The organism is Pirellulales bacterium (genome assembly GCA_035546535.1).
In the GTDB taxonomy this organism is placed as follows: domain Bacteria; phylum Planctomycetota; class Planctomycetia; order Pirellulales; family JACPPG01; genus JACPPG01.
In genome coordinates, this window is the sequence record DASZWQ010000048.1 from 18,665 (window position 1) to 39,156 (window position 20,492).

Consider the following 20,492-nt stretch of genomic DNA (forward strand, 5'->3'; position numbering starts at 1 on the left):
TGGCCTTGCACGGGCCACAAAATAATTATCAAAAGCCTTGCAACGATCACGGTTTATCGTAGATAATGGCATCCGCCATGACCGGGTTCCAGGGCACGCATGCGCGTTGCCGGGGGATTCGTACTCGTCGCCAGATTCTGGTCTCACCCATTGGTCCGTTCCACCGTCACCGGGCTCATCGGCTACGGTGTGGGAAGCGGTCCCGAGGGGGGCGATCCTGAGGGGGGCCCAGGCGAGCGCCGTTTCGCGCGGCGCTTGATAGCTAATCGAGAGAGTGGCGTGTTTGTGCTAGCGTATCATGCTCGGTCGATTATTTATTTGCCGAGCCGTGTGCGATTGTGTCGGTCCGGTTTTAATCTTTTCTCATCCGGAGGAGTGTGCGATGTCTCGTTCGTGGCCTACATCCCGTCGCCGCGGGGCGTTCACGCTGGTCGAGCTACTAGTCGTGATCGCCATCATCGGCATTTTGATCGCTCTGTTGCTACCCGCCGTGCAAATGGCGCGCGAAGCGGCCCGCCGCGCGCAATGCTCGAACAATCTGAAGCAGCTCGGGCTGGCCTTGCAGAACTATCACGATTCGTTCAACAAGCTGCCGTACGGGGCCCGCGTCCAGGGCAATTCAACCGCCGGTTATAGCTGGGGTAACTCATTCTGGGTCGGCTTGCTGCCGTATGCCGAAGGGCTCTCGGTCAGCCAGCAGTGGAACAACACGCTTCCCAACAATGCCCTGGTCGGCTGGATGAACATGGGCCCGGGATCGACCACTCTTGTAAGTACCACCTACCCCAACGCGCTGATCGTCGGTAACCCGACCAGCAATACGGGCAACCCACAAGGTTTCCGGCCGGCGTACATGCTTTGTCCGTCGAGTCCTTTGACGCAGTTCTTTATGGGGGGCGTCAGCGTCAATGGGAACGCCGTTCCCACGCAAATCGTGCAGCCGACTTATGCCGGCGTGGCCGGGGCCACGTGCGTGCCGGGAACCGGTACTCCAGACGGCGGGCAGGACGGTACAGGCCAAACGGTCAACGGCATTATTGCCGGCCAGTATGGCCTCGGCATGGACCTTACCAATCCTGCTAGCCCTGTGGTAAAGCAAGACGCTCGCTACCAGTGGTGTAGTGCGGGCCTCGTGTGCGGCAACGGCTCGCTCATCCCTGGCAAGGCGATCGGCCTGGCCGGCCTCTCCGACGGCACCAGCAACACGATGGTGATCTGCGAGCAATCGGGCTGGCAATACTACGGCGCCGCGCAAGGAGCCGCGGGCAAGCAGGGTGACTTCCGCGCAAGCGCACTGTTTGGCGCCTTTACCGGCGCAAGCCTCCCCGGTTCGCCGGGTGGGACTCCTCCCTTTGCTCCCGCGGGGACAACCACGTCGAATCCCAATGCTCAGTCAATTGGCGCCGCTCATGCGGTGACCTCGATCCGCTGGCCGGTGAACGCGTTTGCGGGCCGCATCAATCAGGGTGCGAACAGCGCTGTGGGGAGTTACCCGCTCATTCCGCTGTTGACCAATGTAAGCCTTGACACGCCTGCCCAGTTCGGCGTTTGCCCCACCAGCGGCGGTTCAACGGCGATTCCACCGGCCACCATCCTGACCGGCGCCAACTCGGGTTTGTTTTCGCAACACCCGGCCGGCGCCCAGGCGGCGATGGGGGACGGCTCGGTGAAGTTCTTGAAGAACGAAACCGACATGGTCGTGCTCAAACGGTACGCGGTCCGCGATGATCGGCTGCCGATTACCGACTCGGTGAACTGAGCCGCGCCGGAAAAGACTCGCCTGAAAGGGTGAATCTAGGAAAGCGCGTCCTCGAGTTTTCGCAGCGATTCGCAGCCCGCGGAGGAACGAAAATCCTCCGCGGGCTTTTTCCTGCGCGCTTTGTCGCGATGATGCCGGTGGCCCGTAGGGTGCTCTGCGAGCACCAGAAGCCAGAGTACGGTGTCGCGCGCGCAACAGGCGTAGCGTGCTCTGCGAGCACCAGAAGCCAGAGTACGGTGCCGCGCGAGAGTTGTAGGGTGCTCTGCGAGCACCAAAAGCACACGGACCGTGTTCGGCGCGCGCAAAGCCCAGGCGCGCCAACATCCGCGGCCTGGTGCCCACAGGGCACCCTACTTTGCGCGGTAGAAGCCCGCGCGGCGGGCGAGGTCCTGGGAAAAGGCGTCCCAGCGGGCCGGCCGTTAAACTGGCTGTCTGCAGGTCCCGCCTGCTGGGCGTTGGTGCCCACGGCTCCGTAGCGTGCTCTGCGAGCACCAGAAGCACCTAACAGCGATCGGCGCGCGCAAAGCGTACGCGGCGCGCAATATGTACCCAACGCAGGTGCCTGGTGCCCACAGGGCACCCTACTTCGGCGCCATGCGGATGGCGCCGTCGAGGCGGATGGTTTCGCCGTTGAGCCTCGTGGTCTCAACGATGTGGCGCACGAGCGCCGCGTATTCGGACGGCTGGCCCAGCCGCGGCGGGAACGGCACTTGCGCGCCAAGAGACTTGCGGGCCTCCTCGGGCAGCGAGGCCATCATCGGCGTGTCGAACAGGCCCGGCGCGATCGTCACGACGCGGATGCCGAGTTTGGCGAACTCGCGGGCGATCGGCAGCGTCATGCCCACCACGCCTCCTTTGGAAGCTGAATAAGCAGCCTGGCCGATCTGCCCGTCGAAGGCCGCCACGCTGGCTGTGTTGACGATCACGCCGCGCTCGCCATCGGCCAGGGGAGCCGCCTGGGCCATCGTCGCGGCGGCGAGCCGGATGACGTTGAACGTGCCGACCAGGTTGATCTGGATAACGCGCGAGAAAAGGCCCAGGTCGTGAATGCCGTCGCGCCCCAGCACGCGCGCCGCCACGCCGATCCCGGCGCAATTCACGGCGCCCCGCAAACTGCCGTAGCTGCGCACCGCTTCGTCGACGGCGGCTTGCACGCTCTTCTCATCAGAGACGTCGGTGCGGACGAAGCGGGCCGCGGCGCCGATCTCAGCGGCCAACGAGCGGCCCGTCTCTTCATTCACGTCGGCGATGATGCAGTTGCCGCCGGCGCGAACCAGCTCGCGCACAGTCGCCGCGCCCAAGCCTGATCCACCGCCGGTGACGAGAAAGGTTGCGTCTTTGAGATTCATGGAAGTAGTCAGTAGTCAGTAGTCAGTAGTCAGTAGTCGGTAGTCAGAAAAGAATAAGCAGAGGACAGAGGGTGCTAATCCCCCTCCCTTTCAGGGAGGGGTTAGGGGAGGGTCTCGGTTGTCCGCAGCGCACTCGCGCGATTTCAACGGCACGCCAAGCTTCGCTGACCGATGCGCCCCTCACCCTGCCCTCTCCCGATGGGAGAGGGTATTAATGTCGCTAGTCAGTAGTCAGTAGTCAGAAGTCAGAAAAAAATAGGCAGAGGACAGAGGGCGCTAATCCCCCTCCCTTTCAGGGAGGGGTTAGGGGAGGGTCTCGGTTGTCCGCAGCGCACTCGCGCGATTTCAACGGCACGCCAAGCTTCGCTGACCGATGCGCCCCTCACCCTGCCCTCTCCCGATGGGAGAGGGTTTTAATGTCGCTAGTCAGTAGGTAGTGGCGCAACAATTAGTGGGCAATAGGCAGAACCAATTAGTGGGCAGCAGGCAGAGGGCAGAGGGCAGTAATTAAAGGAGTAGTATCGGCTTCGCGGCAGGCGCGAGCAAGTGGATCGGTGCGGGGCGATATGCCGGCCGCGCCGATCCGCCGACGGCAATGAGCGATCGCACAGCGATCGCCTTCTGGTCACTGCCCGCTGCCTACTGCCCTCTGCCCTCTGCCCTCTGCCCTCTGCCCTCTGCCTACTGCCTACTGCCCGCTGCCTGCTGCCCTCTGCCCTCTGCCCGCTGCCGACTTCTTAAAGCCGCTCGATGATCGTGGCCGTGGCCATGCCGTGGCCGATGCACATGGTTTGCAGGCCCAGGCGGCCGCCGGTGGCTTCCAGGCCGGTGAGCATCTTGGCCATCAACCCTGCGCCGGTCGCGCCCAACGGATGCCCGTGCGCGATGGCGCCGCCCCATGGGTTGACCTTTTCCATGTTGGGCTTGAGCTCCTTGGCCCAGCCCAAGACGACCGAGACGAACGCCTCGTTGATCTCGAACCAGTCGATGTCGTTGATCGAGAGGCCGGCGCGCTTGAGGGCCTTGATCGTGGCCGGAATGACGCCGGCCAGTTGCAGCGTGGGATCGTCGCCGACAGCCACGCGGGCCAGGAACCTGGCGCGCGGTTTGAAGCCGTCGGAGAGGGCCGCTTCGCGATCGGCAATCAGCACCGCCGCCGCTCCGTCCGAAACCTGGCTGCTGTTGGCCGCCGTGACGACGCCGTTGCCGTCGGGCCGAAACACCGTGGGCAGCGAGGCAATTTTTGCGGCGTCGATTACCTCGCGAATTCCCTCGTCGCGGGTGAGGGTTACCGTGGCGCCCGCGCCGTCGAGCCCCGCGGTTGGCAGGATTTCCTTGTTGCGCTTGTCGCGGGCCGCGGCGGCCGCGCGGCGATGGCTTTCCATCGAAAAGGCGTCGACGTCGCCGCGCGTGATCTTCCACTTGTCGGCCATCCGCTCGGCGCTTTCCCCCTGGTGGATCAGGTTGAATCGTTCGATCACGACCGGGTTGAGCTTGTCGAGCGAACCGACGTCGCTGAACATGGGGGCCCGCGTCATGTGCTCGATGCCGGAACCGATCGCGTAGGCGGCATCGCCGGCGGCGACTTCTTGCGCAGCAAAATGAATCGCCTGCTGGGCCGAGCCGCACATGCGGTTCAGCGTCACGGCCGGCACTTCGACGGGAAAGCCTGCCAGAAACACGCCCAGGCGGCCGATGTTCGCGCCCTGCTCGCCGGCTTGCGTGACGCAACCGTTGACAACGTCCTCGATCTTCGCGGGCGGAATGCCGACGCGATCGGTCAGCCCCTTCAAAGCCTGCGCCAAGAGCACGTCAGGACGAATCTCGCGGTACGCGCCCCCTTTGCGGCCAAACGGCGTGCGCACGGCATCAATAATCACCGGTTGTGGCATGACGATACTCCTTACGCGGTAATCGGTAGTCGGGAATTAGTAGGCAGAGGGCAGCCGGCAGAGGGCAGTAGTTGATAATCGGTAATTAGCAGGCAGTAATAGTTATCGGAAATTCCCCTCCCTTTCAGGGAGGGGTTAGGGGAGGGTCTCGATTGTCGGCTGCCTACAAACGTTACTTCACTTCATTCCTTCCATGGCACCTTCAAACTTCGCTGAGCGAGTCACCCCTCACCCTGACCTCTCCCGCAATACTGTTCGGCACGCTTTTTGCGCCATGGGTGGGTGTGTTATTTGTTGAAGCCATCTCAACCGAGGGAGGGCTTGCAATGACACGGAGGTCGACGCCGGCGGTGGTTGCGGGGAAGTTGCAGGGTTTCAAGTATTTCTCGTTGGTTTCCGATTTGTTGGAGCGGTTGCGGCCGGTGGGCACGGCGCGCGATAAGGCCGGCAATCGGGAACTGTTCTTCGATCAGTATGCGGCCTTGCTGCTGCTGTATTACTTCAATCCGACAGTCACTACTTTGCGCGGCATCCAGCAATTTACCACGCTGGAAAAAGTGCAGAAGTTGTGCGGCGTGCGGCCCACGGCGATGGGCTCGTTGAGCGAGGCGGCGCGCGTGTTCGATCCGCGAGCCGTCGAATCGATCATCACCGAGCTTGCGACACAAGCGGTCGCCTCCGCCGGGAACCTGCCGTCGGCCAAGGAAGCGGCGTTGGCAGGTTTGATCGCTGTCGATGGCAGCCTGCTGCCGGCCTTGCCCAAGATGGCCTGGGCGTTGTGGCAGGACGCGCAGCATCGCGCGGCTAAGCTGCACGTGGCGTTTGCGGTCTTTCCCCAGGTTCCGCTGACAGCCACGATTACCGCCGGCAATGCCTCGGAACGCCACGAGCTTCGCGGGTTTGTTCAGCCGGGCGGGTTCTATGTGGCCGATCGCGGCTACGCCGATTATTCGCTGTTTCGCGAATTCGATGCTCAGCAGGCGCGGTTCGTCATTCGCGTTCAAGAAAACGCGGTCTTCGAGATCGTCAGGGAGAATCGCTTGTCGCCGGACGACCTCGCGGCTGGCGTGATTCGCGACGTCACGGTCCGACGGCTCGGCACGGCTAAGCACAACGCGTTGCTGACAAGTCCCTTGCGGATCGTAGAAGTTCATGGAAGCGAACCGGGCCAGCGCTGGCTGCTGGCCACCAACGCCCACGATCTGTCGGCGGAATTGATTAAAATCGCTTATCATCATCGCTGGCAAATCGAACTGTTCTTTCGCTGGCTCAAATGCGTCCTAGGCTGCAAGCACCTGCTGAGTCACAGCCAGTCCGGCGTGACACTGCAAGTCTACTTCGCCATCATCGCTGCCTTGCTCATCGGCCTGTGGATCGGCGTCAAACCCAACAAACGACTCTACGAAATGCTCTGCCACTACCTCAGCGGCTGGGCCACACTCGACGAACTTGAGCAAGCTATCGCCAAACATCACGCCACAGCGAAACCCCCGTAGCAAATCTTGAACCGAACACTATTGCCCTCTCCCGAAGGGAGAGGGTTTTTCGTGCAACGATTTCGGCTGGGGGTATGGTCGTGCGCCATTCTTGTGATCATCGCCGCGTGCGCGAGCGGATGTGGCAGCGCCACGCAAGATGACCAACTTGCCAAGCGAGACGAGAAACCTGTCGAGGCGGCGAAAGGGCCCGAGCCCGCGATCGAAGCACCGACCGCTGCGGCGCCAGGGTCTGGCGAAGCACAGGTGGACGAAACTCTTGGCGCAGTGCCTTCTGGTCTTTCTCCGCCGCCGGAGTTGCCGCATACGAAGCCGGAGCGGCTGTTCGTAACGGCGGGGGTGGGGCCTTTAATGTGCGACGTTTATATCTTGCTCGATGGCCACGAGCCTTACGAACCAGTCGATCGACTGGTGAAGGACTTGCTGGGGTCGCTCGAAGCGACAGATGAACCTCCCGCCTGGCAGGCGGTTGTTGACAGCCCGTCGATCCGTTTCGGCCAGTTCGGCGCCGCGGCGCTCTCGACGGACGCCGCTCGCCGGCAAGCCATCAGGCGCTATGACGATAATCGCGATGGCCTGGCGCAATCCGAGGAATTGCGACGATTTCTCTTGGGAGGCGACTGGCTGACGTTTACTTCGACCGGCGCCGTCGGCGATTGGCGCGCCGCCGAATCCGCGACATGGCGGTTGCTCGACGTCGATACTGATGGCGTACTGTCGCCTGCCGAGATCCAAGCGGCGCCCGATCGTTTACGATCGCGTGACCAGCGTGGCGACGAAATCATCTCCGCCACAGAGATCGCGGAGCAGGGGCCGGAAACGTCCAACCGTCCTGCCGCGGATATCACCGAGAAACCCGTGGCGGCGATTCTCTCGCCGCGCACCGATTGGGAGCAGCTGTGGCGCACGATGCGGGATGCATTTCCTGATTTCCGTCACGCAGAATCGGGTGGAGGGCGAGCGATGAATCATTTGGTCTCCAGCTTCGACAAGAACCAAAACGGGAGACTCAGCGCTGAAGAGCTTGCAGAAATCGTTAAGAGGCCTTGGGAAGTAGTCGCCGTCGTCCAGTTTGGCCATTCACCAGACGATGACACGACCTCGCCCGTTATTGACTTGCGGACGGGCATCCGATCGTGGTCGGGGAAAATAGGCCTTCCAGGAAGTCCCGAGGCCGCGCTGATCTCGGCCAACCAGTGGCTCGAATGGAAGTTGTACGAGAATCGAACCGAGAATCGCGACGCCGGCGCCGTTGCGGCCGCACTCTTCCAGCAACGGGACAAAAACCTTGACCACGCGCTCGATCGGAGCGAGACGGAAGATGCCGCAGGGCCGCTTGCGCCGTTCGAGGCCATCGATCTCGACGCCAATGACAAGATATCGCCGAGCGAATTGCAAACGGTTCTTGACCGCAAGGAGCGGATCGAGAATGCGCGATTTCATATGAGCGTGATGCGTCCGAGCGATCGACTCTTCGCCACGCTCGACGTTGATCACGATGGGCAGTTGGGAGCACGAGAGATTGCCGGCGCCGCCGCGCGGTTACTCTCGTGCGACATGCCGGTCGACGGCCACATCCACCCGGACGAGATTCCCGACCGCACCGTGGTGCGGATCGACCACGGCATGCCGGCAGTCCGAAGCCGCTCGAATGATTCCACGGCGGTCAGTGTGGCGGAAAGCCGCGGGCCCCACTGGTTCGTGCGCATGGACGCCAACGGCGACGGGGATCTCTCACCGCGTGAGTTCCTGGGATCGGCCGAGCGCTTCGCCGAGTTTGACGCGAACCACGATGGCTTCATCGACCCGCGCGAGGCCGGGCGGGCCGGCGAAAAGTAAGTGAGTAATTTCGACGATTGTTTCTCAGGACACCCTAGGCGTCGAACAATCTAGGCCGGTTATGAATCAGTTAAGGGGCTTCCGCTAGCGAGATAGGGCCCCGGAGGGGCTCGAATTCGGCTCATTGATTCGACTGTCGGACTTTCGGCGTGCCTCCCTCGAACAACAACGCGGACTTAGCGGAATTCCTCGATAGTGAATTGCCGATGCTACTCGGCTTCCGCCCAGATGCGCACGGCGCCCTCCTCGTCGACTTCGACGTGAATCACGTTGGGCCGGCAGCAGACGGGACAATCCTCGACGTATTCCTGGCTTTCGCCGGCCGAGAGATCGAGCGGGACGACGATCTCCTCGCCGCAGGCATCGCAGATATAGCTGGCCTCGTCCTGCATCGGCGCCTAGGCGATCGCGGCCTCGTAGAGGCGATACGTCTTGTACCGCCGACCGCCAACTTTTTCGATTGTGCGATTGATCAGATCGTTGTCTTCCAGCGTCCAGCTCAGTTCGGCGCCGGTGTACCCACGCGCGATGCCGGCGGCCAACGTTTGCAGGATGAACATTTCGACCACGCCACGGCGGCGAAACTTTTCCACGACGCCCAGCACGGCCATGCGCGCCGTCTTGATGTGCCGCACGTTGTACAACAGCCGCGCCAACCCGATCGGCAAGCCAAACGTCGTTAGTCGGCCGTTGATAGGACGCGTGGCTTCGTTGAAGTCGGGCAGCGTAATGCACAGGCCGGCCGGCTCGCCATCGACCTCGGCCAATAGCACCAGTTCGGCTACGGCGTACTTTTTCAGTTCGAGCGCCAGGTGCTTGAACTCTGCGTCGGTCATTTTGACGAAGCCCCAGCTCTTTTCCCAGGAGTCGTTGTACGATCCTTGGCAACGAGCGACTTCGGCGTCGAAATTCTTCCGCGAGATCGGCCGCACCGTCACGCCGCCGCGCGCGGCGAAGCGCTCGGCCCGCTTGGCCCACTTGTGCAGCATGTCGTTGGAGTCGTCGAACCACCAGGCGAACAGGTCTTTGGCTTTCACGAGCCCGCAGGCTTCCAACAAAGCGCCATAGTAGGGCGGATTGTGGTTCATCATTACCCGCTGCGGCGTGTCGAAGCCGTCGATCAGCAGCCCGCAGGGGTAGTTCGTCGAGTAATCGATCGGTCCGAATATTTCGGCGCGTCCGCGGCGGCGCAGCCATTCGCCGGCGGCGATCAAGAGCGCCTGCGCCACGCTCGGATCGTCGATCGATTCGAACATGCCGAAACAGCCGAGATTCGTGCCGTGCTGCTGGTTGTAGTTCGGGTCGTCGCTCGCCAGTACGCGTCCTACTGGTTGTCCGGCCTGATAGGCGACAAACTGCGTGGCGGCGCCGTGGCCATAGAACGGGTGCTTGCGCGGATCGAGAAATGCCTTCACGTCGAGCAACAGGGGCGGCGCCCAGTTGGGGTCGCGTTCGTAAATCCGCCAGGGGAACTTTACGAACGTGTCGCGATCGCGGCGCGTCGTGACCTCGCGGACTTCGATCGTGGCACTCGTGTGACGAAGAATGACGTGGCCTGCTCGACTCGTTTGAAGTACGGCGTTTTTTTCGACCACGGGCGCTTGTGCATTGGCGATCGAGGGGACCGGCTTCGGATCGGCCGAGGCTGCCGGAAAACCTGTCGCACGTATACGCACGGTGCTTCCCGTGAATCGCACGGTGTCAGTGTTCATGGGCCGCTTTCGAGGGGGGTTGGCGTGCCAAAGCACTCTCCACACCAACGAAAGCGCAACCCGGGCTAAATTGTTGCAGACTTTTTTTGAAATCGGCCGAAGGGGTCGGCACCGTACAGTTTACAGCGTTTGCGCGGTACGTCCGGAAAATTCCTAGAGAGTTTCGGGGATAACACGGTTGAACGGGTGAACGCCGCCGCCTTCATTCCTCGCGCCGGGCACGTTATCGGGCTACCTTGGCAGCACATCGGCCGCGCCGAAACAGTACTCGGCCAAGCGATGCCCGCACCACACGGCGAGCAGGCCAAGAACGCAACTTAAGACAACATTCAGGAGGGCCAGCCCCATGCGCCCTTCGCGAGCCATCAAGATTGTTTCCAAACCGAAGGCCGAAAAGGTGGTGAACCCGCCTAGCACTCCCACCAATAGACCGATGCGTATCTCGTCGCGGATAGGAAAGGGGCCGCTGAACGTGGCGTAGAGCAGGCCGATGGCGAAGCAACCCAGAATGTTGACCAGCATCGTGCCGAGCGGAAACACCAGGCCCGTCACGCTGTAGACGGCCCCCTGCATCCAATAACGCGCCAAGGAGCCGATCGCGCCGCCGCTGGCGATGAGAATCCATTTCACCTTATGTCTCCCTGACAAGATCGCGTCATGCCCTGCCCGGTTACGAGAAACGTGGAGTCGCGAGCATAACATATCGTCACCGGCGCTGGGTGGCGGAGAGGAGCGTACCGGACGGGCGCTGCGTTGCGGGCTCTGTGATTCGTGGAAATCGGGGCTTGTATCGAATTTCTGGCCCCGCGATTATCCAAGGCGTAAACTTAAGAGGTCATTTTGTAGGGGGCGCGCTCTTATCGGGCGCCACAGTTGGCACGGGGCGGACTGCCATGCAAACGATCGACTACATCTATCGCTTCGATCCGCGCAATCCGAGTGCGAAACCATCCCCGCCCGATGCCGAGGCGGCACGCAAGCAGTTGGAGGACGGCAATCGCATGTTCTCCAAGTGGATGGCCAGTTGCCGTACCAGCACCTTGACCAGCGGAGAGGAGCCGCGCTACGTGGTGGCGTGCAACGGTCTCGAGGTGGGCATGGTGCGCCGCGAAGGGGGTATGCCCATGCAGGCGCCCTTCGCGGTCGTGGTCGGTTGTTCCGACGCCCGGGTGCCGACCGAGATGATCTTCGGCCAGGGTTTCAATGACCTGTTCGTGATTCGCGTCGCTGGCAACGTGCTGGGCGACGTCTGCCTGGGGAGCATCGATTTCGCCGTTACCGCACTTGCCGAAAGCGTCAAGGTCGTGGTGATGCTGGGGCACAGCGGCTGCGGCGCCGTCACCGGCGCGGTTGACGCGTACCTGCGGCCGATGAAGTTCTGGTCGCGGTCCACGTCGCGTTCGCTGCGCTCGATTTTGCACAAGATCTTTGTCGCGGTGCGCGAGTCGGCCAACGGCTTAAAGGAAGTGTGGGGGCCCGACGCGCGCGACATGCCCGGCTATCGCGAGGCGCTGATCGAAACCGCCGTGTGCTTGAACGCCGCGCAGGCGGCTTTCGATTTGCGGCAGGAAATCGAGTTGGCGGGCCGCTGGGAAATCGAAGTCTTGTACGCGGTCTACAGCCTGCACAATCACCAGGTGATGATGCCGGTCGATCCGCAGGCGCCGCCGTCGGATGAGAATGTGCGGCTGGCCTACGCCCCCACCAATCCGCGCGAATTCAACGCCCTGGCGATCCGCATGGCTGAAATTCTCAAGCCCGGCACCGGGGGCGGATCGCACGCGGTGCGGAGTTCGGGGGATGCAGCCGCCAACGGGGAACAATCTCGACGCAGTGGCGAGCAGCCCAATGCCGAGCCCGGCGGCCCGCCGAACCCAATCGGTTGACGCGCCGCCCGAGTTCTTTTCCTCGGCGGGCCGCAGGAGAACTGCAAAGCCTGTAGCCGGGGTCTGCTCCCCCGGAAGCGGCCCGTGAAATCCCGGCCTCGCAGAGGCCGGCTGCAGAAGATACGCGCGCAGAACCTCAACTTTGCAGGTCTCCTGAGGCGGAACGACCGCTCTGGCCCTGACCCACGGCCGGGTGCCAAAATGGCAACCGGAAAACCGCTCCCGGAAATGGCGCGCCGCTCACACCCTAAACGCGACTATTAAGTTGATCCACAGCAGCAGCTTACGGCCGATGCCTCTGGCCGTGGCACAAGGCTTGCTTTTCTGGCGTTGCCCTGGCCGTGTCTGCCAATATTGGCGGAGGTCGCGGCAGGCCATCACCAAACCACCCAAAAATACGATCGCGGGAACCGCCACTCGACCGGGCGATGCCGAGGCTTCGCGTCACGGTTCGCCAGCGGACTTCCCAAAATTCACTCGCCCAACAGGAGGATTCCGCTGTGGCAAAACAGATGGTGTTCGATGACGAGGCACGTCAGCCGCTCTTGGCTGGCGTCGCAAAGCTGGCCCGAGCGGTTCGCAGCACGCTAGGCCCACGCGGCCGCAATGCGGTGCTGGACAAGGGCTGGGGTTCGCCGAAGGTCACCAAGGACGGCGTGACCGTGGCCGAAGACATCGAGTTGGAAGATGTGTACGAGAACCTCGGCGCGCAGTTGGTGAAAGAGGCCGCCAGCAAAACGAACGACGTTGCCGGTGACGGCACCACCACGGCGACGGTCCTGGCCGAAGCGATCTTCCGCGAAGGCCTGAAAATGATTTCGGCCGGCGCCGACCCGATGGCTCTGCAGCGCGGCATTCTGAAGGGAACCGACGCGGTGGTCGAGGCGATCAAGAAGCTCGCTACGCCGATCAACGAGAAGAACAAGACCGAAATCAAGCAGGTCGCCACGATCGCCGGCAACGGCGACGCGAGCATTGGCGAAGTGCTTTCCGACGCTTTCTTGAAAGTGGGCAAGGACGGCGTGATCACGGTCGAAGAAGGCAAGCAAGCCGAGACGACGGTCGAAGTCGTCGAAGGCATGCAGTTCGATCGCGGCTACCTCTCGCCGCACTTCGTCACGAATCCCGACGACCAGACGGTCGAACTCGAGAATTGCCAGATCCTGATTTACGAAGAGAAGATTTCGAACGCCAAGAGCCTGGTGCCGCTGTTGGAGGCGATCAGCAAAGCCGCTAAGCCGCTGTTGATCATTGCCGAAGACCTCGAAGGCGAAGCACTCGCCACGCTGGTCGTGAACAAGATGCGTGGCATTCTCAATGTCGCGGCCGTGAAGGCACCGGGCTATGGCGATCGCCGCAAGGCGATGCTCGGCGACCTGGCCGTGTTGACCGGTGGCACGGCGATCTTCAAGGACCTCGGCATCCAACTCGATTCGGTCAAGCTCTCGGACCTGGGTCGCGCGAAGAAGGTCATCATCGACGCCGAGAACACGACGATCGTGGGTGGCGCTGGCAAAAAGCCCGATATTGATGGGCGTGCCGAACAGATTCGCCGCGAGATCGAAATCACCGATAGCGACTACGATCGCGAGAAGCTGCAAGAGCGTTTGGCCAAGCTGGCCGGCGGCGTTGCCCAGATCAATTGTGGTGCCGCGACCGAGACCGAAATGAAGGAGCGCAAGGCGCTGTTGGAAGATGCCAAGGCCGCGACCCAAGCCGCATTGGAAGAAGGCATCGTTCCGGGCGGTGGCGTGGCCTTGATCCGCAGCGAAAAGGCTCTCGAAAAACTCGACCTCAAGGGGGACGAGGCCTTGGGCGCGAAGATCGTACGCAACGTCCTCGACTACCCGCTCCGTTCGATCGCCGGTAACGCGGGCGTCGACGGCGCCGTGGTCGTGAACCGCGTGCGCAACCTGAAGGGTAAGAACGAAGGCTACGACGCCGACAAGGCGCAGTACTGCGACCTGGTGGCGGCGGGAATCATCGATCCGGCCAAGGTGGTCCGCACCGCGCTGCAGAACGCGGCCAGCGTTGCCGCTCTCTTGCTCACCACCGAATCGCTCGTCACCGAGATTCCCAAGGAAGAGGAAGAAGGGGGCGACCATCACGCTCACGACCACGGCATGGGGGGAATGGGCGGCGGCATGGGTGGCATGGGCGGAATGGACATGGGAGGCATGGGCGGAATGGGCGGCATGATGTAGGCCAGCTCGACCCCGGGTTTGTCCGAAACGTCAGATAACCATAAATCATCAAACTCGCGAATACATAAAGGACTCAACCGTCATGAAGAACGTCAAACTGCGTCCCCTGGACGATCGCGTCGTTGTCGAGCCCCGCGAAGCCGAAGAGCGTACGGCCGGCGGAATCGTGCTCCCGGATTCGGCCAAGGAAAAGCCGCAACGCGGCAAGGTCGTCTCCGTCGGACCCGGCAAGCTGTTGGATAGCGGCAGCCGCGGTCAACTGTCGGTCTCGATCGGCGACGAAGTGATCTACGGCAAGTACTCGGGCACCGAGATCGAGTTGGACGGCCGCGACGTGAAGATCCTGCGCGAGAGCGATATCCTGGCCAAGGTCGTAAGCTAGACGAAGCGAGGAACGCCGAGCGCGGAGTGATGAGCGGGAAAACGCGATAACGTGACGGGATGCCCGCTCTTTCGCTCAGCATTTATCGTTCATCACTCAGCACTTAACATAAACATGCCTTCGGCTTACCAGCCTGCCATGCGGTAAGCACCTCAAGATATTCAAGGAAACGTCAACCGTGCCCAAGCAATTGCTGTTCGAAGATCAGGCCCGAGCCAAGATGCTCAAGGGGGTCGAGAAGTTGGCGGACGCGGTCGCCATCACGATGGGTCCGACCGGCCGGAACGTCATCATCAACAAGTCCTTCGGCGGCCCCACGGTCACCAAGGACGGCGTCACGGTGAGCAAAGAGGTCGAGCTGGAAGATCACTTCGAGAACATGGGCGCGAAGCTCGTGAACGAGGTCGCTTCGAAGACGTCGGATATCGCCGGCGACGGCACGACCACCGCCACCGTGCTGGCCCGGGCGATTTTCAAGGAAGGCACGCGCAATATCGCCGCCGGCAGCAATCCCATGGCCGTGCGCCGCGGCATCGAGAAGGCGGTCGAGGCGGCGATCGAGCACCTCCGGTCGCTGGCCAAGCCGGTTTCGAGCAAGGAAGAGATCGCCCAGGTCGGCGCCATCAGCGCCAACAACGATCGCGCCGTCGGCGACCTGTTGGCCGACGCCATGGAGAAGGTCGGCAAGGACGGCGTGATCACGGTCGAGGAAGGCAAGGGAACCGAAACGACGCTCGAGCTGGTCGAAGGCATGCAGTTCGACAAGGGCTATATCTCGCCCTACTTCATCAACAAGCCGGCCGAGATGGAATGCGTTCTCGATAACGCCCTGATTCTGATTTTCGAGAAGAAAATCAGCAACCTGCGCGAGCTGATTCCGCTATTGGAGAAATCCAGCCAGTCGGGCAAGCCGCTGTTGATCATCGCCGAGGACGTCGAGGGCGAGGCCCTGGCCACCCTGGTCGTCAACAAGCTGCGCGGCGTGCTCAACATCTGCGCGGTCAAGGCGCCGGGCTTCGGCGATCGGCGCAAGGCCATGTTGGGTGACATCGCGGTGCTGACCGGCGGCACGTTGATCAGCGAGGACCTGGGACTGAAGCTCGAAAACCTGGGTCTCGAGCATCTCGGCCGCGCTAAGCAGATCAAAGTCGACAAGAACGACACGACAATCGTCCAAGGCGGCGGTAAGCCGGACGAGATCAAGACTCGCATCCAGCAGATTCGCAATCAGATCGAAGCCACGGAGAGCGAGTACGATCGTGAGAAGTTCCAGGAGCGCCTGGCCAAGTTGACCGGTGGCGTGGCGATCATCTCGGTCGGTGCCAGCAGCGAAGCCGACATGAAGCAGACCAAGGCCCGCGTCGAAGATGCGCTGCACGCCACGCGTGCCGCGGTCGAAGAAGGCATCCTGCCCGGCGGCGGCGTGGCTTTGCTGCGTTGCCGCGACGCCGTCGAGAAGGTGCGCGGAAGCGCCCGCGGCGACGAGAAGATCGGGGTCGACATCGTCCTGCACTCGCTCGAGGCGCCGATGCGTCAGATCGTCGACAATTGCGGCATCGACGGCTCGGTTGTCGTGGACGAAGTCGGCCAGAAGCCGGCCAACGTCGGTTACGACGCCAATAAGGCGGTGTACGTCGACATGTTCAAGGCCGGCGTCATCGACCCCTTGAAGGTCGTACGCAGCGCCCTGCAGAACGCCGCCAGCATCGCGGCCCTGATGTTGACCACCGAAGCGCTGGTGACGAACATCGACAAGGATGACAAGAGCCGCGGAGTCGAGGGGAGCGTACGCTAACCGATGGCCTGGTGCGTAGAATGATGATGGAACGGGCGGCCCTCACAGGCATAACCGGACCCGAAATCATCATGCGACGTTCAACCGGCTGCATTTCCGGTGTCGATAACACGTTACGGGCCGCCTCGATTTCCGAGGTGGCCCGTTTTGCGCTGCGGCTTTCCAACCCGGCGAAAGTGCCATGGTAACTATGGCCCAGAAGCGCGATTACTATGAAGTCCTCGGCGTCGAGCGCGGCTGCTCGGCCACCGAGATTTCCGCTGCCTTCCGCAAGCTGGCCGTGAAGTATCATCCGGACAAGAACCCGGGTGACGAAGAAGCGGCGCGGTATTTCAAAGAGGCGGCCGAAGCCTTCGAGGTGTTGAGCGACGGCGAGAAGCGTTCGCGCTACGACCGTTTTGGCCACGCGGGCATCGACGGTCCCGGCGGCGGCTCGCCCCACTTCACCGACGTCAACGATATTTTCGAAGCGTTCGGCGGCATCTTCGGTGAGGGATTCGGCGACTTGTTCGGCCGGGGGCGCGGCCGCGGTGGCCGCCGGGCAACCAAGGGGGCCGATATCCGCTGCGACGTGACGCTCGATCTGCTCGAAGCGGCTCGCGGCGTGACCAAGGTCGTGCATTTCGAGCGGCACGAGGAATGCAGCGAATGCCACGGCAGCGGTGCGCGACCCGGCACCAAGCCCGAGAAGTGCAAGTATTGCGGCGGGCGAGGGCAGGTTGTGCAGAGCGCGGGAATCTTCCGCATGCAGACCACTTGCCCTTCCTGCCATGGCGCCGGCACAACGATTAACGATCCCTGCACGGGCTGCCGGGGCGAAGGATACCTGCGCAAACGCGTCAAGCGCGAGGTAACGATCCCGCCGGGCGTGGATAACGATGTCCGCCTGCGTTTGACGGGCGAAGGCGATCCGGATCCGCATGGCGGGCCGCGCGGCGATTGCTACTGCTTTTTACATGTCAAGGATCATCCGCTCTTCCGCCGAGATGGACGCAACCTGATTTGCCAGATCCCCATCACATACACGCAGGCGGCCTTGGGTGCGGCGATCGAAGTCCCCACGATCGAAGGAAAAGAAGAACTCGAAGTTCCCGCCGGTACCGCGACCGGTGAGGTTTTTCGACTGCGCGGCCGCGGCATGCCCGACCCACACGCCCGCGGCAAGGGAGACTTGCTCGTGCAGGTACACGTCGAAGTTCCGAAGTCGTTGACGCCCCGGCAGGAAGAGCTACTGCGCGAGCTGGCCGAGGAGGAGCGGACAAACGTCACGCCGCATCGAAAGAGTTTCTTCGAGAAGCTGCGAGACTATTTCGTGCCCGAGGACAGCGCGCAAACAAGCGAGTAAGAAGCATTCCATTCGTCCGGGAGATAGGGGTGCCACTGGTGCCACTAGGTGCCACTGGCGGCTCGTCCACCAGTGCGGCATTCCGGGACAAACACTGGTGGGCAGGCCAGCAGCGGCACTCCAGCAGGTTTTAATGGTGACATGCCGGTTCGGCCGGTGTCGGAGATAGAAACATATGACGAACAAGAAGCACGGCGAGGAAGTGGATGCGGCGGCGTGTGCGTCTCCCGAGAGCGCGGCCGATTCCAGCGAAGAGCCCATGGCCAGCGAGGCAGCCGAATTGCGCGCCCAGTTGGACGAGGCCAAGGAGCGGGCCTTGCGCTTGCAGGCCGAGTGGGAGAATTTTCGCAAGCGTGCTCGTCGCGAGCTCGAGGAAGAGCGTCGCTACGCCGATCTGCGTTTGCTGGGTGACTTGCTGCCAGTGCTCGACAACATGCAACGAGCGATCGAGGCGGCAACGAAGTCGTCCGACGGCGGTGGTTTGCTGGAAGGATTCAAACTGGTCAAGCAGCAATTGGAGAACGTGCTGGCGCAGCACCATTGCCAGCGGATCGACGCACTGAATCATCCGTTCGATCCGCACCTGCACGAGGCCTTGATGCAGCAGCCCACCACGGACGCCGCTCCGAACACCGTGATCGCCGTGGCGCGCGAGGGTTTCAAGCTGCACGATCGCGTGATCCGGCCGGCACAGGTGATCGTGGCCGCGGCGCCGGAGGGCTAAGCCCGATGGTGACGGCGGTGGTCGCCATCGATTTATAGGCAAAGATCTTCACGGCATGATTGCAAGGTGCATCGTGCCTGTCTGAGTTTGCGAGAGGACCCGCGACGTGCCCACTTACGATTACGTCTGCGATAATTGCAATCACGCGTTCGAGCTGTTTCAGTCGATCACGGAATCGCCGAAGAAGAAGTGCCCGGAATGCGGCAAATCGAAGCTGCGCCGCCTGTTCGGCACCGGCGCCGCGATCGTCTTCAAAGGGTCGGGCTTTTACCAGACCGACTATCGCAGCGATTCGTACAAGAAGCGCGCCGAGGCCGACAAACCCTCGAGCGAATCGAAAAGCTCGGAGAGCAAATCCTCGGACAAGAAAAGCTCGTCATCGGGCCAGGCGGAAAAGAAGTCGAAAGGCGACTGAGCGGCGAATGTCGAATATTCAAGTTAAATGTCCAAGGACTTTCATTCGACATTTGAATTCCGGCATTCGTCATTCCACGGAGCATTCCCGTGCCTTTCATCCGCTGTCCGATCTGCGGTAAGCCTTTCGATTCCGAAGCGTCGCAGGCCATGCCTTTTTGCAGCGAGCGTTGCCGGCGCATCGATCTGGGGCGATGGCTCGACGAGGGTTACGGCCTGCCGTACGAGCGGGCTGAGGATGAACGGCCGGACGATCTGGCGAATAATGATTAACGTCCCCGGGCCGTGCAGTTTTTGATCGCTGGGGTTTTCACCCGCGCGGGCCAGGCTCGGCTGGTCGATTTTCTGGGCTACCGTTACCATAGAGGCGTTCGTTGCCTAGAACCCCCATGTGGCAAAGATTGCCGCAATGTCCGGAGCCGCACGTTATGCCCGAAGATCGTGGCACCCTCCGCCAGGTCGCCTGGACCGAGCTGTTTCCCTGGTTAGACCTGTTGCGCATTTTTCGTCTGGCGATCCAGGCGCGGATTCTGTTGCTCTCGGCCGCGGCCGTGCTGTTGACGTTCGCGGGCTGGTGGGTAGCGGGCAAGGTGTTCAACGGCGGCGACAGCGAAGCGCCGCGACCACTGTCGGTAGCACCCTGGGGCGTCGTGGTCGATGAACCAACAGGCGACGAGATTAGGCGGACGCCGCCGGGCTTCGTCGCACCGGGTGACATGCTGTTACGGCCGACGTCGCTGTCCTCGGGCGCCGAAAACCCGCTGGTCGCCGCCTGGCACAATCTGAGCGCCCCTTTCCGCCAGCTTTTTGCCCCCGAACTCAGTGTGGTGGGCCTGGCCTACTTGCTGGTCTGCGCCTTATGGGTTGACCTGATATGGTCGTTTTTCGGAGGCGTTATCACGCGTCTCGCCGCCCTGCAATACACGCGCAGCGAGCGCGGCAGCTTGCGCGGCGCCGTACGTTATGTCACGTCGCGCTACACGGCCTACGTGACCGCTCCCTTGTTTCCGCTTTTCGGCGTGCTCCTCTTCGTCCTACCCGTGGCCCTGGTCGGACTGATCGGCCACGCGGGCAGTGTCGGGTTGACGACGGTGGCGATATTATGGCCGCTGTTCCTGGTCGCTGGGCTGGTGATCGTGATTTTCTTGGTTGGCTTGCTGTTTGGCTGGCCGCTGATGTGGCCCACGATCAGTGCCGAAGGAACCGACAGCTTCGACGCCCTCTCCCGTTCGTACTCCTACGTCTATCAGCGTCCGCTGCACTATCTGTGGTTCGCGCTGGTCGCCGGCTTCCTTGGCGCGTTGGCGGCGATTGTCGTGCATTACTTTGCAGCGGCCGTCCTGTACCTCACGGCCTGGGCCGTGAGCTGGGGCGCCGGCGGCGCCGTGCTGGGCGATCTCTCGGAGACGGCTCCCGTGGCTGATCAGCTACTGACCTTCTGGGCCGGCCTGGTACAGTTGATCACCGTCGGCTTCACGTACGCGTTCTTTCTGTGCGCAGCGACGATCATTTATTTCCTGCTACGCTACGAAGTCGACGGGACCGAAACGGATGAGGTCTTCGTCGAAGAGCAGTCCGAGAAGTTCGGTCTGCCGCCGGTGACGACCGATGCGGCGGGAGTGGCCGTGATGGCTGACGCGGCGGCCGAGGACGAAATGGCCGACAACGGAGCCGACGTTGCGTCCTAGCCGGGCG

General features: G+C 62.2%; 17 protein-coding genes. 12 read left to right on the forward strand and 5 right to left on the reverse strand.

Going from position 1 to position 20,492, the window contains the following annotated elements; translation table 11 throughout:
* Nucleotides 1-382: 382 nt before the first annotated feature.
* The gene (locus VHD36_05715) at nucleotides 383-1,759 is read left to right on the forward strand and encodes a DUF1559 domain-containing protein (GenBank protein ID HVU86796.1); all 1,377 of its coding nucleotides are present in this window, start codon (nucleotides 383-385) and stop codon (nucleotides 1,757-1,759) included.
* Between the two features lie 581 nt (nucleotides 1,760-2,340).
* Here the strand turns inward: VHD36_05715 and VHD36_05720 are convergent.
* Together VHD36_05720 and VHD36_05725 are read right to left on the reverse strand one after the other, a co-directional pair.
* Nucleotides 2,341-3,108, reverse strand: a complete 768-nt coding sequence (locus tag VHD36_05720; protein ID HVU86797.1) for a 3-hydroxyacyl-CoA dehydrogenase — start codon at nucleotides 3,106-3,108, stop codon at nucleotides 2,341-2,343.
* A gap of 737 nt (nucleotides 3,109-3,845) precedes the next feature.
* Nucleotides 3,846-5,000, reverse strand: a complete 1,155-nt coding sequence (locus tag VHD36_05725) for a thiolase family protein (GenBank protein ID HVU86798.1) — start codon at nucleotides 4,998-5,000, stop codon at nucleotides 3,846-3,848.
* A 152-nt stretch (nucleotides 5,001-5,152) separates the two neighbouring features.
* On the opposite strand from VHD36_05725, the gene VHD36_05730 reads away from it, so the two are divergent.
* Nucleotides 5,153-6,496: an IS4 family transposase gene (locus tag VHD36_05730; protein ID HVU86799.1), complete on the forward strand. Its 1,344-nt coding sequence runs from the start codon at nucleotides 5,153-5,155 to the stop codon at nucleotides 6,494-6,496.
* 351 nt (nucleotides 6,497-6,847) lie between these two features.
* Complete coding sequence (locus VHD36_05735; GenBank protein HVU86800.1) at nucleotides 6,848-8,335, forward strand: hypothetical protein; 1,488 nt, start codon at nucleotides 6,848-6,850, stop codon at nucleotides 8,333-8,335.
* A 209-nt stretch (nucleotides 8,336-8,544) separates the two neighbouring features.
* On the opposite strand, the gene VHD36_05740 is transcribed toward VHD36_05735, so the two are convergent.
* The 3 genes from VHD36_05740 to crcB form a co-directional block, all read right to left on the reverse strand.
* The gene (locus tag VHD36_05740; GenBank protein ID HVU86801.1) at nucleotides 8,545-8,727 is read right to left on the reverse strand and encodes a CPXCG motif-containing cysteine-rich protein; all 183 of its coding nucleotides are present in this window, start codon (nucleotides 8,725-8,727) and stop codon (nucleotides 8,545-8,547) included.
* 6 nt (nucleotides 8,728-8,733) lie between these two features.
* Nucleotides 8,734-10,047 (reverse strand): hypothetical protein, encoded by a 1,314-nt coding sequence (locus VHD36_05745; GenBank protein HVU86802.1) that lies wholly within the window; start codon nucleotides 10,045-10,047, stop codon nucleotides 8,734-8,736.
* Nucleotides 10,048-10,278: 231 nt separating this feature from the next.
* Nucleotides 10,279-10,677, reverse strand: a complete 399-nt coding sequence (gene crcB, locus VHD36_05750) for a fluoride efflux transporter CrcB (protein HVU86803.1) — start codon at nucleotides 10,675-10,677, stop codon at nucleotides 10,279-10,281.
* 263 nt (nucleotides 10,678-10,940) lie between these two features.
* On the opposite strand from crcB, the gene VHD36_05755 reads away from it, so the two are divergent.
* The 9 genes from VHD36_05755 to VHD36_05795 all read left to right on the forward strand — a co-directional run bounded on the left by VHD36_05755 (nucleotide 10,941) and on the right by VHD36_05795 (nucleotide 20,485).
* Nucleotides 10,941-11,933 (forward strand): carbonic anhydrase, encoded by a 993-nt coding sequence (locus tag VHD36_05755; protein ID HVU86804.1) that lies wholly within the window; start codon nucleotides 10,941-10,943, stop codon nucleotides 11,931-11,933.
* 500 nt (nucleotides 11,934-12,433) lie between these two features.
* Nucleotides 12,434-14,137, forward strand: a complete 1,704-nt coding sequence (gene groL / locus VHD36_05760) for a chaperonin GroEL (protein HVU86805.1) — start codon at nucleotides 12,434-12,436, stop codon at nucleotides 14,135-14,137.
* Nucleotides 14,138-14,219: 82 nt separating this feature from the next.
* Nucleotides 14,220-14,519, forward strand: a complete 300-nt coding sequence (groES, locus tag VHD36_05765; protein ID HVU86806.1) for a co-chaperone GroES — start codon at nucleotides 14,220-14,222, stop codon at nucleotides 14,517-14,519.
* Between the two features lie 178 nt (nucleotides 14,520-14,697).
* Entirely contained in the window at nucleotides 14,698-16,314 is a 1,617-nt protein-coding gene (groL, locus tag VHD36_05770; protein HVU86807.1) for a chaperonin GroEL, read from the forward strand.
* A gap of 190 nt (nucleotides 16,315-16,504) precedes the next feature.
* Nucleotides 16,505-17,659, forward strand: coding sequence for a molecular chaperone DnaJ (dnaJ, locus tag VHD36_05775; GenBank protein ID HVU86808.1), 1,155 nt, complete (start codon nucleotides 16,505-16,507; stop codon nucleotides 17,657-17,659).
* A 175-nt stretch (nucleotides 17,660-17,834) separates the two neighbouring features.
* Nucleotides 17,835-18,383 (forward strand): nucleotide exchange factor GrpE, encoded by a 549-nt coding sequence (gene grpE / locus VHD36_05780; protein HVU86809.1) that lies wholly within the window; start codon nucleotides 17,835-17,837, stop codon nucleotides 18,381-18,383.
* Nucleotides 18,384-18,489: 106 nt separating this feature from the next.
* Nucleotides 18,490-18,798: a zinc ribbon domain-containing protein gene (locus tag VHD36_05785; protein ID HVU86810.1), complete on the forward strand. Its 309-nt coding sequence runs from the start codon at nucleotides 18,490-18,492 to the stop codon at nucleotides 18,796-18,798.
* A gap of 149 nt (nucleotides 18,799-18,947) precedes the next feature.
* Nucleotides 18,948-19,070, forward strand: a complete 123-nt coding sequence (gene yacG / locus VHD36_05790; protein ID HVU86811.1) for a DNA gyrase inhibitor YacG — start codon at nucleotides 18,948-18,950, stop codon at nucleotides 19,068-19,070.
* A gap of 155 nt (nucleotides 19,071-19,225) precedes the next feature.
* Nucleotides 19,226-20,485 carry a hypothetical protein gene (locus VHD36_05795; GenBank protein HVU86812.1) on the forward strand — a complete coding sequence of 420 codons (1,260 nt, stop codon included), beginning with the start codon at nucleotides 19,226-19,228 and terminating at the stop codon, nucleotides 20,483-20,485.
* The last annotated feature ends 7 nt before the right edge of the window (nucleotides 20,486-20,492 follow it).

What these genes read in the sequence shown, in the direction of transcription:
- VHD36_05715 (HVU86796.1), top strand. Translation starts at nt 383, where the DNA reads ATGTCTCGTTCGTGGCCTACATCCCGTCGCCGCGGGGCGTTCACGCTG.
- VHD36_05720 (HVU86797.1), bottom strand. Translation starts at nt 3,108, where the DNA reads ATGAATCTCAAAGACGCAACCTTTCTCGTCACCGGCGGTGGATCAGGC.
- VHD36_05725 (HVU86798.1), bottom strand. Translation starts at nt 5,000, where the DNA reads ATGCCACAACCGGTGATTATTGATGCCGTGCGCACGCCGTTTGGCCGC.
- VHD36_05735 (HVU86800.1), top strand. Translation starts at nt 6,848, where the DNA reads ATGTGCGACGTTTATATCTTGCTCGATGGCCACGAGCCTTACGAACCA.
- VHD36_05740 (HVU86801.1), bottom strand. Translation starts at nt 8,727, where the DNA reads ATGCAGGACGAGGCCAGCTATATCTGCGATGCCTGCGGCGAGGAGATC.
- VHD36_05745 (HVU86802.1), bottom strand. Translation starts at nt 10,047, where the DNA reads ATGAACACTGACACCGTGCGATTCACGGGAAGCACCGTGCGTATACGT.
- VHD36_05755 (HVU86804.1), top strand. Translation starts at nt 10,941, where the DNA reads ATGCAAACGATCGACTACATCTATCGCTTCGATCCGCGCAATCCGAGT.
- groES (HVU86806.1), top strand. Translation starts at nt 14,220, where the DNA reads ATGAAGAACGTCAAACTGCGTCCCCTGGACGATCGCGTCGTTGTCGAG.
- dnaJ (HVU86808.1), top strand. Translation starts at nt 16,505, where the DNA reads ATGGCCCAGAAGCGCGATTACTATGAAGTCCTCGGCGTCGAGCGCGGC.
- grpE (HVU86809.1), top strand. Translation starts at nt 17,835, where the DNA reads ATGACGAACAAGAAGCACGGCGAGGAAGTGGATGCGGCGGCGTGTGCG.
- yacG (HVU86811.1), top strand. Translation starts at nt 18,948, where the DNA reads ATGCCTTTTTGCAGCGAGCGTTGCCGGCGCATCGATCTGGGGCGATGG.
- VHD36_05795 (HVU86812.1), top strand. Translation starts at nt 19,226, where the DNA reads ATGCCCGAAGATCGTGGCACCCTCCGCCAGGTCGCCTGGACCGAGCTG.